General features: G+C 70.5%; 14 protein-coding genes and 1 tRNA gene. 2 read left to right on the top strand and 13 right to left on the bottom strand.

Going from position 1 to position 12,003, the window contains the following annotated elements; all coding sequences use genetic code 11:
- Positions 1 to 4: 4 nt before the first annotated feature.
- The 12 genes from ccoO to FJM51_RS24135 form a co-directional block, all read right to left on the bottom strand.
- Positions 5 to 832, bottom strand: a complete 828-nt coding sequence (ccoO, locus tag FJM51_RS10610; protein WP_140454118.1) for a cytochrome-c oxidase, cbb3-type subunit II — start codon at positions 830 to 832, stop codon at positions 5 to 7.
- A gap of 10 nt (positions 833 to 842) precedes the next feature.
- Positions 843 to 2,429 (bottom strand): cytochrome-c oxidase, cbb3-type subunit I, encoded by a 1,587-nt coding sequence (gene ccoN / locus FJM51_RS10605; protein ID WP_140454117.1) that lies wholly within the window; start codon positions 2,427 to 2,429, stop codon positions 843 to 845.
- Positions 2,430 to 2,661: 232 nt separating this feature from the next.
- Positions 2,662 to 3,390, bottom strand: coding sequence for a transcriptional regulator FnrL (gene fnrL / locus FJM51_RS10600; RefSeq protein ID WP_140454116.1), 729 nt, complete (start codon positions 3,388 to 3,390; stop codon positions 2,662 to 2,664).
- 58 nt (positions 3,391 to 3,448) lie between these two features.
- Positions 3,449 to 4,522 (bottom strand): ribonuclease E/G, encoded by a 1,074-nt coding sequence (locus tag FJM51_RS10595; protein ID WP_140454115.1) that lies wholly within the window; start codon positions 4,520 to 4,522, stop codon positions 3,449 to 3,451.
- Positions 4,519 to 5,085 (bottom strand): Maf family protein, encoded by a 567-nt coding sequence (locus FJM51_RS10590; protein WP_140454114.1) that lies wholly within the window; start codon positions 5,083 to 5,085, stop codon positions 4,519 to 4,521. Before FJM51_RS10590 ends, FJM51_RS10595 begins: the two co-directional genes overlap by 4 nt.
- 64 nt (positions 5,086 to 5,149) lie before the next feature.
- Positions 5,150 to 5,368, bottom strand: a complete 219-nt coding sequence (gene infA / locus FJM51_RS10585) for a translation initiation factor IF-1 (protein ID WP_111428650.1) — start codon at positions 5,366 to 5,368, stop codon at positions 5,150 to 5,152.
- 136 nt (positions 5,369 to 5,504) lie between these two features.
- The gene (locus tag FJM51_RS10580; RefSeq protein WP_140454113.1) at positions 5,505 to 5,990 is read right to left on the bottom strand and encodes an arsenate-mycothiol transferase ArsC; all 486 of its coding nucleotides are present in this window, start codon (positions 5,988 to 5,990) and stop codon (positions 5,505 to 5,507) included.
- Positions 5,991 to 5,997: 7 nt separating this feature from the next.
- Positions 5,998 to 6,504: a UPF0262 family protein gene (locus tag FJM51_RS10575; RefSeq protein ID WP_140454112.1), complete on the bottom strand. Its 507-nt coding sequence runs from the start codon at positions 6,502 to 6,504 to the stop codon at positions 5,998 to 6,000.
- Positions 6,501 to 7,814, bottom strand: a complete 1,314-nt coding sequence (hisD, locus tag FJM51_RS10570) for a histidinol dehydrogenase (protein WP_140454111.1) — start codon at positions 7,812 to 7,814, stop codon at positions 6,501 to 6,503. Before hisD ends, FJM51_RS10575 begins: the two co-directional genes overlap by 4 nt.
- A gap of 56 nt (positions 7,815 to 7,870) precedes the next feature.
- Positions 7,871 to 8,362, bottom strand: coding sequence for a DUF2948 family protein (locus FJM51_RS10565; RefSeq protein WP_140454110.1), 492 nt, complete (start codon positions 8,360 to 8,362; stop codon positions 7,871 to 7,873).
- 19 nt (positions 8,363 to 8,381) lie between these two features.
- A complete protein-coding gene (murA, locus tag FJM51_RS10560; RefSeq protein WP_140454109.1) occupies positions 8,382 to 9,656 on the bottom strand; it encodes a UDP-N-acetylglucosamine 1-carboxyvinyltransferase in 1,275 nt (424 codons plus the stop codon).
- An 82-nt stretch (positions 9,657 to 9,738) separates the two neighbouring features.
- Complete coding sequence (locus FJM51_RS24135) at positions 9,739 to 9,939, bottom strand: hypothetical protein (protein ID WP_140454108.1); 201 nt, start codon at positions 9,937 to 9,939, stop codon at positions 9,739 to 9,741.
- Positions 9,940 to 10,061: 122 nt separating this feature from the next.
- On the opposite strand from FJM51_RS24135, the gene FJM51_RS10550 reads away from it, so the two are divergent.
- Together FJM51_RS10550 and FJM51_RS10545 are read left to right on the top strand one after the other, a co-directional pair.
- Positions 10,062 to 10,136, top strand: a tRNA-Thr gene (locus tag FJM51_RS10550).
- A gap of 97 nt (positions 10,137 to 10,233) precedes the next feature.
- Positions 10,234 to 11,697, top strand: coding sequence for a DUF6538 domain-containing protein (locus tag FJM51_RS10545; RefSeq protein ID WP_181164525.1), 1,464 nt, complete (start codon positions 10,234 to 10,236; stop codon positions 11,695 to 11,697).
- On the opposite strand, the gene FJM51_RS24130 is transcribed toward FJM51_RS10545, so the two are convergent.
- Positions 11,694 to 12,003 (bottom strand): hypothetical protein (locus tag FJM51_RS24130; RefSeq protein ID WP_210240265.1); only part of this gene is annotated, 310 nt, incomplete at its 5' end. The two genes, FJM51_RS10545 and FJM51_RS24130, sit on opposite strands and share 4 nt — an antisense overlap.

The raw sequence follows: 12,003 nt of genomic DNA, 5'->3' as shown, positions 1-12,003 counted from the left end.
GGCCTCAGCGGCTCGCATCCGGCTCGAAGGTCGAGAAATCGACCAGCGTGCCGAGCATCTGCAGATAGGCGATCAGCGCGTCGAGTTCGCTCACGCCCGGCTGGCCGTCGAAATTGCGCGCCACGGCCTTCGGATAGCGCGTCTGGAGCGCGTCCACGTCGCCGGTGTCGGGATCGGCCTGCGTCCGGAAGTCGACCCGGGCGCTCGCGATCATCTCGTCGGTATAGGGCGTGCCCGCCGCGCGCTCGGTCTCCATCAGCTGTGCGACCTGCTCCGAGCTCACGGGCGTGCGCTCCAGCCAGGAATAGGCCGGCATGACCGATTCCGGCACCAGCGCGCGGGGATCGCGCATGTGCTCGACATGCCAGTCGTCCGAGTAGCGCCCGCCGACGCGTGCCAGATCGGGGCCGGTGCGCTTCGATCCCCACTGGAACGGATGGTCGTACATCGATTCGGCGGCGAGCGAGTAATGGCCGTAGCGGTCCACCTCGTCGCGCAGCGCCCGGATCATCTGGCTGTGGCAGACGTAGCAGCCCTCGCGGATGTAGATCCGCCGCCCGGTCAGTTCCAGCGGGCTGTAGGGCCGCATCCCCTCGACCTTCTCGATCGTGTTGTCGAGATAGAACAGCGGCACGATCTGCACGAGCCCGCCCACCGAGACCACGATGAAGGAGAGCACCAGCAGCAGGAAGGCGTTCTTCTCGATCAGGTGGTGATGCTTGAAGAGCCAGCTGTGGTGCGGCAGCTCGTTCGGGATCTCCTCGGGAAGGTCGCTGACGGTCGAGACCTTCGGATCCTTCTCCGGGTCGCGGATCTGGTCGTTGTCGGACATGGGTGCGCTCCTATTCCGCGGCCACGGGGGTGGTCGCGGCCCCGGGAACGCCCCGGGCCGTCTTCCACAGGTTGTAGAGCATGATCACCGCGCCCGCGAGGAAAAGCACGCCGCCGAGCGCGCGGACCACGTACATCGGATGCGCCGCGGCGACCGAGTCGGCGAAGGAATTGACGAGGAAGCCCTGGTCGTCGACCTCGCGCCACATCAGCCCCTGCATGATGCCCGAGACCCACATCGACGAGGCGTAGAGCACGATGCCGATCGTGGCGAGCCAGAAGTGCCAGGAGACGAGGCTGAGCGAATAGAGCCGCTCGCGGTGCCAGAGCCGGGGCACGAGATAGTAGAGCGCGCCGAAGGTGATCATCCCGTTCCAGCCGAGCGCGCCGGAATGCACGTGGCCGATCGTCCAGTCGGTATAGTGGCTGAGCGAATTGACCGAGCGGATCGACATCATCGGCCCCTCGAAGGTCGCCATGCCGTAGAAGCCGACCGAGACGACGAGCATCCTCAGGATCGGATCGGTGCGGAGCTTGTCCCAGGCGCCCTGCAGCGTCATCAGCCCGTTGATCATCCCGCCCCAGGACGGCATCCAGAGCACGATCGAGAACACCATGCCGAGGATCTGCGCCCAGTCGGGCAGCGCGGTGTAGTGCAGATGGTGCGGGCCCGCCCAGATGTAGAGGAAGATGATCGCCCAGAAGTGGATGATCGAGAGCTTGTAGCTGTAGATCGGCCGCTCGGCCTGTTTCGGGACGAAATAGTACATCATCCCGAGGAAACCGGCGGTCAGGAAGAAGCCGACCGCGTTGTGGCCGTACCACCACTGCACCATCGCGCCCTGCACGCCGGGGAAGAGGATGATCGATTCCGAGGACCAGATCGAGACCGGGATCGCGAGGTTGTTGATCACGTGCAGCATCGCGATCGTCACGATGAAGGCGAGGAAGAACCAGTTCGCGACGTATATATGCGGTTCGCGCCGCTTCACGATCGTGCCGAGATAGACCGCGAGATAGACGACCCAGACGATGGTGAGCCAGAGATCGACGTACCATTCGGGCTCGGCGTATTCCTTCGACTGGGTGGAGCCGAGCAGGTAGCCGGTCGCGGCGAGCACGATGAAGAGGTTGTAGCCCCAGAACACGAACCAGGCCGCCCGTCCGCCCCAGAGCGGCGCCGCGCAGGTGCGCTGGACGATGTAGAACGAGGTCGCGATCAGCGCGTTGCCGCCGAAGGCGAAGATCACCGCCGAGGTATGGAGCGGCCGCAGCCGGCCGAAGCTGGTCCAGGGCAGGCCGAGGTTCAGCTCGGGATAGGCGAGCTGGAAGGCGATGATCACGCCCGCGAGGAAGCCCACCACGCCCCAGACCGCCGTCGCGATCACGCCGGCCCGCACGACGTCGTCGTTGTAGCCTCCGCCGGCGGGAACCCTCGGCGTGCCCGCCGTCCGGATCGCCCAGACCGTTCCCGCGCCCGCCAGCGCCATGAGCAGCAGCGCATGGAGCCGATAGGCCTCATCGGCGCCGAAATTCGCCGCCATCGCAAAGAAAAGTGCCAGAACGCCAAATCCAGCGATCTTGAACACATCCACCATCGTCGCCCCCGACTCTCTTCGCTCGCGGGGCACCGAGGCCTCGCCGTTTTCGCGCAACAGGGAGGCCTTGCATCAAAAACCCGTGACTCTCATTGATTCAGATCAAGCAACGGGAGCGGGGAAGGGCTGGCGGACGGGCGGAAAACGCGCGCGGCCCGGCGGGACGGCGCGCGGGGACACCTCGGCGCGGGGGCGCTCCGGAGGCGGAATCGTCGTGGAAGGAGGTCTGGCCTTACTCCGGTCCGCCCGCTTCGCGGCGCAGCGCGGCGAAATCGCTGATTTCCACGCCCCGGCTCTCGAGCAGGCGGATCAGCCCCTCCCGCCGCAATTGCGAGAGCTGCCGGCTCACGGTCTCGATGGTGACGCCGAGATAGTCGGCCATCGCCTCGCGCGTGATGCGCAGCGGGAAGCGGATCGTGCCCGACGTCCCGTCCCGCGCCCCGGCCTCCCGCTCGCCGAACATGACGAGCAGGCTCGCGATGCGCTCGCGCGCGGTCTTGCGGCCGAGCAGCACCATCCATTCCCGCGCCACGTCGAGTTCGTCGAGCTTCATTTCCAGCAGCCGGTGGGAGAGGCGCGGGCTGCGCTCCAGCAGCCGCTCGAACTCCTGGGCGCGGAACATGCAGAATGTGACCTCGGTCGCGGCCTGCACGTCGTAGCCGGCGCGGTCGCGGCCGGGCCGGCCGAGGAAATCGGAGGGCAGCATCAGGCCGACCGTCTGCCGGCGTCCGTCCGGAAGCGTGGAGGAGAGGGAGGCGACGCCCTCGATCACCGAGCCGATCATCGGCATCCGCTCGCCGGCCCAGGCGATCATCTCGCCCGCCGCGAAGCGGCGGTACAGCTTGATCCGGTCCAGCTCCTCGAGTTCCGCGGGCGCGCAATCCGCGCAGATCGCACGACCGCGGACATCGCAGCGCTGGCAGCTGACGCGAACCGCCGGAAATTGCACTCCATCGGCCATTTCGCGGGCGTTCCCTCGCTATCCTGTCAGCGCAGGTTACACGCCCGCTCCCCGGGGTTCAAGCGCGCCGGGACATTTCCGCCCCGCGGCCCCGGCCCGCGCCCGCCCCCTCGGGGATCGCGCCGATCGGCCGGCGGGAGCGGCGGCGCAGCAGTTCGAGATGGCCGAGCGGCGTCCAGCCGGCGAGCGTCGTGTCGATTCCATCCGCGCGCAGCGCCGCGTTCAGCGCCTTCTCGACCTGGGCGCGCTCGGCCTTGGCGAGCGGCGCGAAGTCGATCGTGACCTGTCCGCCGAGCCCGCGGAGCCGCAACTGCCGGGGCAGGTCGCGCGCGGCCGCGAGATTGGCCTTCAGCGCCGCCGCGGGCGAGGTGTCGCCGCCGGTGTTCACATCGACCGCGACGAGCGCGCGCGTCGGCTCGATCGCCATGAAGCCCGCGCCGATCGGCGCCCGCGGATCGGCGAGCGCGGCGACGGCGTCCCAGAGATCGCCCAAGCCCTCGACCATCTTCTCGCCGGGGGCGAGCCATTCGCGCGCCGCCTCCGCCGCCGCGCCGGGCGCCGGGCGCAGCTCGCCGCCCGGCCCCTCCGGCGTCAGCCGTTCCGCCTCGGCGCGCAGCGCCGCGATCTCGGCCGCGATCGCCGCGTCCGCGAGATCGCCCGCCGCCGAGCGCAGGATGAGCCCGAGCCCCTCCGGCGCGCCGCGCATCGCCGTCTCGGCGAGCGCCGCGAGCGCCGCGCGCCGCTCCGGGTCGCGCAGCGAGCGGGCGATGTTGTGCCCCGGCGCGCCCGGCGTCAGGATCGCGGCCCGCCCCTTGACGAGCGGCCGGTCCGAGACGGGCGGCGCCTTGCCGTCCTCCGCCCAGGCGCTCACCTGGACGATCACGCCCGCGCCGGGCCGGGGCGGGCGCGGGGTGCGCAGGAAGCCGGTCCGGTTCCGCCCGAGTTCCAGCATCACGCCGCCGATGCCCTTCATCGGCCGCCCGGCGACCGCGCGGAAGATCGCCTCGGGCCGGGGGGTCGGATCGGCGGGATCCGGATCGATCAGCAGATCCTCGAGCCGCCCGTCGACGGCGAGCGCGGCGATATGTCCGCCGCGCGCCAGCGCCTCGACGCGGACCTCGCGCCCCTTCATGGCCGGAGCCCCGCCGCGCGCATCAGATTGGCGGTCTCCACCAGCGGCAGGCCCACGACATTGCTGTGCGAGCCGCCGATCCACGGGATGAAGGCCGCGGCCCGCCCCTGGATCGCATAGCCGCCCGCCTTGCCGCGCCATTCGCCGCTTTCGAGGTAACCGGCGATCTCGCCGTCCGAGAGCGGCTTCATCCGCACGATCGTCTCCACCACCCGGCTCCACATCCGCTCCGCGCCCCTGAGCGCGATCCCGGTATAGACCCGGTGCCGGCGCCCCGAGAGCAGGCGCAGGAAGGCCTCCGCCTCGGCCGCGTCGCGGGGCTTGCCGAGCTGCCGGCGCCCGAGCGCCACGACCGTGTCGGCCGCGAGCACATGATCGCCGGGCCCCGCCGGCACCGCCGCCGCCTTGCGCTCGGCGAGGCGCAGCGCCAGCGCGCGGGGCGCCTCGCGGGGCAGGGGGGTCTCGTCGATGTCGGGGCTGACCACCTGATCCGGCCGCGCCCCGATCTGCGTGAGCAGGTCGAGCCGGCGCGGACTGGCGGAGCCGAGGATGAAACGTGTCACGGGAAAAAGGCTCCGTCGCGGAGCGGTCCGGGCGCGGAAGGCACGGCCCGGAGAGCGGTCTGTCTTACTTGAAGCGGTAGTTGATCCGGCCCTTGGTCAGGTCGTAGGGGGTCATCTCCACCTGGACCTTGTCGCCGGCGAGCACGCGGATGCGGTTCTTGCGCATCTTGCCCGCGGTATGGGCGATGATCGTATGGCCGTTCTCGAGCTCTACCCGGAAAGTCGCGTTTGGCAGCAGCTCGGTCACGACCCCGGGAAATTCGAGAAGCTCTTCCTTGGCCATGTTCTGTCCGATGCAGTTTCAGAAACGCGCCCCAAGACAGGCGGGAATCGCCCGAATTGTGCGCGGGCGAAAAATGGTGCCGGCGGCGCGAAAATACAAGGGCAAACCGTCCCGACCCGCGCCGGAGCGGGGTAATTCACGCGGTCGCCGCGTTCTTCTTCGGGCTCGGCGGCGGATCGGGCGGGCCGAAGCGGCGGATGATCCGGTCGCGGATCTGGTCCCGCGTCCGGCGATAGGCGGTGAGCTTCGCCTCGCGCGTCTCGCCGAGGCCGGTCGGATCCTCGACGGGCCAGTATTCCACGTCGATCGCATGATAGCGGGTGTATTCGAGCGCCTGGCGCTGCGCCGCGGGGGAGAGCGCCACGATCAGGTCGTAGGCGTCGATCCGGTCGCCCCATTCCTCCATGTCGTGAAAGGAGCGCACCTTGTGCCGCTCCAGATGCACGTCGATCTCGGCGCAGACGGCGACCGAGAACCCGTCGATATCGAGCTCGTTGCGCACCCCGGCGGACTGGACGAAGATCCGCCGGGGATAGAACTTCCGCGCCATCGCCTCCGCCATCGGCGATCTTACCGCGTTGAAATCGCAGCAGAACAGCACGGATTGCGGGGCGAGCGGCAAGGCTGGTTCATCCCTTGAAATGCAGCACGCATATGAGGGTGAAGAGCCGGCGCGCGGTGGCCATGTCGGTCTCGACCTTGCCCTCCAGCCGTTCGAGCAGGACGCGCGATCCCTCGTTGTGGATGCCCCGCCGTCCCATGTCGATCGCCTCGATCTGGGCCGGGGGGAGGTGTTTGACCGCGTCGAAATAGCTCTCGCAGATCTGGAAATAGTCCTTCACCACCTGGTTGAACGGCGTCAGCGACAGGTGGAACTCGCCCGCGGGTGTCCCGTCCTCGGTGGCGAGCGCGAAGACCAGCCGGCGGTCGCGGATCGAGAGCGTCAGCCGGTATGGGCCGTCCGGCGCCGGCCGCCCCTCGCGGGGCAGAAGCCCGAAGCGGTTCTCCTCCAGCAGGTCGTAGATCGCCACCCGCCGCTCCTGCTCGATCTCCGGCGTGGGCGGCGCGAGGCCGCTTTCGTCGAGCGTCACGTCGACGAGGCGGGCGGCGGGCTTCTTCTCCCCGGCCCCGGTCATCCGGCCATCTCCGCGTTGAGCCGCGCCAGCCGCGCGCTGACCGAGAGCCCGTGCGCCTCGAGCCCCTCGGAGCGCGCCAGCGTCTCCGCCGCCGGCCCGATCGCGCGCAGCGCCGCGGGCGTCATCCGCGCGAGCGTCGTGCGCTTGAGGAAGTCGAGCACCGAGAGCCCGCTCGAGAACCGCGCCGAGCGCGCGGTCGGCAGCACGTGGTTCGGCCCGCCGACATAGTCGCCGATCGCCTCCGGCGTCAGCGCGCCGATGAAGATCGCGCCCGCGTGGCGCACCCGCTCCGCCAGCGCCTCGGCCTCCGCGGCGCAGATCTCGAGATGTTCCGGCGCGATCCGGTTCGCGAGCGCCACCGCCTCGTCCCAGTCCGCGACCGTGACGATCGCGCCATGGTCGCGCCAGCTCGCCCCGGCGATCGCGCGCCGTTCGAGCGTCTCGAGCCGCCGTTCCACCGCCGCGGCCACCGCCCGCCCGAAACCCGCGTCGGGCGTGATCAGGATCGACTGCGCCGAGGCGTCGTGCTCGGCCTGCGCGAGCAGATCGAGCGCGAGCCAGTCGGGATCGTTCGCGGCGTCCGCGAGGATCAGCACCTCGGAAGGGCCGGCGATCATGTCGATCCCGACCTTGCCGAAGACGCGGCGCTTGGCGGCGGCGACGAAGGCGTTGCCGGGGCCGGTGATCTTGTCCACCGGCTCGATCGTCTCGGTCCCGAAGGCGAGCGCGGCGACCGCCTGCGCGCCGCCGACGCGGTAGACCGTGTCCACCCCCGCGAGCCGCGCGGCGAGCAGGACCAGCGGATTGACCCTGCCGCCGGGCGTCGGCGCGCAGATCACCAGCCGCTCGACCCCCGCGACGCGGGCCGGGATCGCGTTCATCAGCACCGAGGAAGGATAGGAGGCGAGCCCGCCCGGCACGTAGAGCCCCGCCGCCGAGACCGCCGACCAGCGCCAGCCGAGCTCGGCGCCGGAGAGGTCGGTCCAGCGCCTGTCCTCCGGCATCTGCCGGCTGTGATAGGCGCGGATGCGCTCGGCCGCGAGTTCGAGCGCCGCGCGCTCGGCCGCCGGCACCTCGGCGCAGGCCGCGTCGATCTCCGCCTTCGAGAAGGCGAGCGTCTCCGGCGTCAGTTCCAGCCGGTCCCAGCGCGCCGTCATCTCGATCAGCGCCGCGTCGCCGCGCGCCACGACCTCGGCGATGATCTCCTGGACGGCGGCGTCCACGTCGGCGTCGCTCTCGCGCTTGCGCGTCAGCAGATCGGCGAATTCGTCGGCGAAGCCGGGGTCGTTGGTGTCGAGAAACTGGGGCATCGGCGGACCTCCTCGGGCGGCAGGCTTATCGGCTCGGCTCCGCGCGCTCAAGCGCCTCACGAGTCCGGATGGCGCGGCGCCCGTCCGGAGGGGGCGGGATAGGGCCGGGTGACATCGGTCAGCGCCACGTCGAGGCATTCGACGTCGAGCACGATCTCGCCCTCGCCCGCGAGCACCAGCGTCAGCGCGCCCGCGCCGTCCTCTCTGGGGACGAAGGCGAGCGAGAGCAGCGAGACGACCAGATCGCGGTCCTTCGGATCGATCCCGTTCGCCCGCGCCCGCAGCACGCCCTCGATGGTCAGGAGCGCCCGCGTCCGCTCCACCGGCCGCCCCTGCCGCCCGGCGGCGGTGGCGTCCTCCCAGCGGAAGCGGTTGAGCAGCAGCGTGAAGCGCCGCCGCCTCGGCAGCCAGGCGATGTCGGAGGTCTGGCCCACCGCGTCCTGCGTCAGGGCGGAGATCACCTCGAGATCGGCCGCGGTCTCCGCGCGGAGCCTCAGCGCGGGCTCTCCCCCGTCCTCGAACCGCGCATCCTCGAATTGCCCGCTCATCCCCAGTCCCCCCGGCGGCTCAGGCCGCCCTCTCGGTGATCCGCTCGATCCGCGCGCCGCAGGCCGAGAGCTTCTCCTCCACCCGCTCGTAGCCCCGGTCGAGATGATAGACCCGCGCGACCCGCGTCTCCCCCTCGGCGGCGAGGCCGGCGAGGATGAGGCTCACGCTCGCGCGCAGGTCCGTCGCCATCACCGGCGCGCCGCGCAGCTGTTCCACCCCGGTCACCGTCGCCGTGCCCCCATGCACTTCGATACGCGCGCCCATGCGCGTCAGTTCCGGCGCGTGCATGAAGCGGTTCTCGAAGATCCGCTCCTCGAGATGGCTCACCCCGTCCGCGAGCGTCAGCAGCGCCATCATCTGCGCCTGCAGGTCGGTCGGAAAGCCGGGATGGGGCGCGGTCACCACGTCCACCGCCTGGATCCGGCCGTTCCGCCGGCTGACCCGGAGGCCGGCCTCGGTATCGGCGACCTCGACCCCCGCCGCCTCCAGCCGCTCGGCGAAGGCCTCCACCAGTTCGCGCCGCCCGCCGATCAGCTCGACCTCGCCGCCGGCGATGGCCGGGGCCAGCATGTAGGTGCCGAGTTCGATCCGGTCGGTCACGACCGGATGGGTGGCGCCGCTCAGCCGGTCCACCCCCTCGATCTCGATCACCTCCGTGCCCTCGCCCTCGATCCGCGCGCCCATCCGGCGCAGGCAGCGGGCGAGATCGACGATCTCCGGCTCCCGCGCCGCGTTGACGAGCCGCGTGGTGCCCCTGGCGAGCGTCGCCGCCATCAGCAGGTTCTCGGTCGCGCCGACCGAGACCGTCGGGAAGGTGAAATCCGCGCCCCTGAGCCCCCGGCCCGCCGTCGCATGGACATAGCCGTCGCGCAGTTCCAGCTCCGCCCCCATCGCCGCGAGCCCGGCGAGATGCAGATCCACCGGCCGCGCTCCGATCGCGCAGCCGCCGGGCAGGCTCACCTCCGCCTCGCCGTCGCGCGCCAGCATCGGCCCGAGCACGAGGATCGAGGCGCGCATCTTGCGCACGATCTCGTAATCCGCGCGGTGGTTCGAGATCCGCTCCGCGCCGACGACCAGCACCCGCCCGCCCTGCAGCGCCGCGACCTCGCAGCCGAGGCTTTCGAGCAGGTCGGTCATCGTGCGGATGTCCGAGAGCCTCGGCGCGTTGGTGAGCGTCAGCGGCTCGTCGCAGAGCAGCGCCGCCGGCATCAGCGCGAGGCAGGCGTTCTTCGCCCCCGAAATCGGGATCCGGCCGCTCAGCCGCTGTCCGCCCCGCACGAGAATGCTGTCCATGCCCCGGTTCCGCCTCTTCGCGGGCCTCGCGCCCGCCGCCGCCTCGTTCCGCCGCCCTCCGGTGCCCGGGGGCGGCTCTCGTTCATTCCGGCCGCTCGTCCGCCGCCAGGTCGCCCGCCACCGTGTCGTCCACCGCCGTGTCGTCCGCCGCCGCCTCACCCGCGGCGCGCGCGCGCGTCCGCGCCTTGCGCCGCGCCAGATTGGCGCGCAGCGCCTCGGCGAGCCGCCGCGCCTTCTCGGCCTCGCGCTCCGCCTTGCCGGGGTTCGGGGTCTTCTCCGTCATGGCTTCTCTCTAGCGCGCGCGCGCGGGAAGGAAAAGCGTCGCCGCCCCCGCGGATTGCCCTTGCGCCCCCGCGCGGATCGGTTAAAAGGCGCCCGTCCGGCCAAGACGGCCGACACGACGGCGCTGCGGTAGCTCAGTGGTAGAGCACACCCTTGGTAAGGGTGAGGTCGAGAGTTCAATCCTCTCTCGCAGCACCATTTTGTCTCCAATCTTGACAAAGACTTAGCGATCTCAGAGGGTTCCGGGCGAGCCGGTGGGCCACAAAGGTGGTTCACGTCCATGCCGAGATTGCCGATGCCGAGCCCGTGGAAGCATCCGAAGACCGGAGGGTATTACCTCCGGGTCCGCGTCCCCTCCGATCTGGTCGAATCGGTAGGCCAGACGTGGGTCAAGCGAACGCTGGGGACGAAGGACCCCGCCGAGGCCAAGCTCCGCTTCCCGCCCGCCCTCATGGAGATGCAACGCCAATGGGAGGCGCTGAGGAACGGGCCGCAGCCGTTGAACCGGCAACAGGTGATGGCCCTCGCTGGCGAGACGTACCGCGAGCTTGTCGGCCTCGGCGGTCAGGTGGCGGAGGGCGATGCCGAGGTCTGGCAGGCCATGCGGACCCTCTACGAGCACCTTCACACAGCCCCTCAGGAGGCCCGCGAACGGTTTCTTGGCGAGCACGTTGACGGGCTCCTCCGGACCCATGGCCTTCTGCCCGACGAGGCATCCCGCCGGGCCGTGATGGCTGAGGTGGTCAAGGCGTCGATGCTCGCGGCGGAGCGTGGCGGAGCCATCGCCGAGGGAGACTTCTCGCCCGACGAGGTAGTGAGGCGGTTCCCCGAGATGCCCGCTAGCGAGCCCCCCAAGGCCCCCGCTGGCCCGTCCATCGCGGAGGTGTTCGAGGCATGGGAGCGCGACCACAAGGCCGCCGGAGGGTCGGAGAAGACCGCTCGGGACTGGCGGAGGATGGTGGAGAACTTCGCCACGTATCAGCGCGGGCAGGGGCGTTCGGAGGCCGCCGGGGAGGCGACGCCGCAGCATGTCACGGCCTACGCCAATCACCTCCGCCATGAGCGGAAGCTCGCGGCCAAGACGATCAACGACAAGCACCTCACGGCGCTGAGGACGATCTACCGCCACGGGAAGCGGGTCTTCATGGTCGAGGTCAACCCAGCCGAGGATGTCGCGGTCAGGCCCGACAAGCTGCGCGTCACGCGCCCCAAGGGGTTCACGGACGAGGAGGCGCGGGCCATCCTCAGGGCCGCGAGGGGAGTTGATAAGGCGCCCCTGCGGTGGGTCCCCTGGCTCGGCGCCTTCACGGGGGCGAGGGTCGGGGAGTTGCTTCAGCTTCGGCGGGAGGACTTCCGCGAGGTGGACGGTATCCCCTTCGTCCGCGTCACGCCCGAGGCGGGCAGCGTGAAGACGGGGAGGTATCGGGATGTCCCGCTCCACCCCCAGCTTGTCGAGGAAGGGCTTCTGGACTTCGCGAGGTCGAGCAAGCCCGGCGCCTTGTTCAAGCGGGGCGATCTCTCCTCGGTCAACCGCTTCGTCCGCGATGCCCTCGGCCTGAAGCCGGGGGAGGCCGGGCCTCAGCCGAACCACGCATGGCGCCACCGCTTCAAGACGCTCGGCCGAGGGGCCGGTATCGACGTGAAGCTGATAGACGCGATCCAAGGCCACGCGGACAGCACGGCCTCGGGAGGGTACGGGGAATGGCCGCTCGCGGCTCTCTACAGGGCCATGAAGGGCATCCCCCGGGTGAACCTCTAGCGAAACCTTCCGGGCTTCCTCAGCGCCACCTTCGCAGAGGCGCTACGCCAGTCGCTGACGAGCTTCTTCGCCTTGGCTACTCCTTCCCCCCGGGCAATCGCTCGGGCCGCCTGACGGCTCGCTGCGAGGCGCTGAGGGTCAGCGTTCAGCCATGCGTCATAGGCCCGCTGCTCGGCGGGGTCGGTCATGCCGCAGGCTTCGGCGGCGGCGGAGCGCATTCCCTCGATTGCCTGGGACACACGGGCCGAGGCGTCCTCAGGGGAAACCCCAAGGTCAGCCGCGAGCTTCCCGATGGAGGCAACCGAG

This window comes from Amaricoccus solimangrovi, assembly GCF_006385685.1.
Lineage (GTDB): Bacteria > Pseudomonadota > Alphaproteobacteria > Rhodobacterales > Rhodobacteraceae > Amaricoccus > Amaricoccus solimangrovi.
Note: the sequence above shows the minus strand (reverse complement) of the source record. Positions and strands in the feature narration are given on the sequence as shown.

Coding starts and splice junctions, on each gene's coding strand:
- ccoO (WP_140454118.1), bottom strand. CDS start 832: ATGTCCGACAACGACCAGATCCGCGACCCGGAGAAGGATCCGAAGGTC.
- ccoN (WP_140454117.1), bottom strand. CDS start 2,429: ATGGTGGATGTGTTCAAGATCGCTGGATTTGGCGTTCTGGCACTTTTC.
- fnrL (WP_140454116.1), bottom strand. CDS start 3,390: ATGGCCGATGGAGTGCAATTTCCGGCGGTTCGCGTCAGCTGCCAGCGC.
- FJM51_RS10595 (WP_140454115.1), bottom strand. CDS start 4,522: ATGAAGGGGCGCGAGGTCCGCGTCGAGGCGCTGGCGCGCGGCGGACAT.
- infA (WP_111428650.1), bottom strand. CDS start 5,368: ATGGCCAAGGAAGAGCTTCTCGAATTTCCCGGGGTCGTGACCGAGCTG.
- FJM51_RS10575 (WP_140454112.1), bottom strand. CDS start 6,504: ATGACCGGGGCCGGGGAGAAGAAGCCCGCCGCCCGCCTCGTCGACGTG.
- hisD (WP_140454111.1), bottom strand. CDS start 7,814: ATGCCCCAGTTTCTCGACACCAACGACCCCGGCTTCGCCGACGAATTC.
- FJM51_RS10565 (WP_140454110.1), bottom strand. CDS start 8,362: ATGAGCGGGCAATTCGAGGATGCGCGGTTCGAGGACGGGGGAGAGCCC.
- murA (WP_140454109.1), bottom strand. CDS start 9,656: ATGGACAGCATTCTCGTGCGGGGCGGACAGCGGCTGAGCGGCCGGATC.
- FJM51_RS24135 (WP_140454108.1), bottom strand. CDS start 9,939: ATGACGGAGAAGACCCCGAACCCCGGCAAGGCGGAGCGCGAGGCCGAG.
- FJM51_RS10545 (WP_181164525.1), top strand. CDS start 10,234: ATGCCGAGCCCGTGGAAGCATCCGAAGACCGGAGGGTATTACCTCCGG.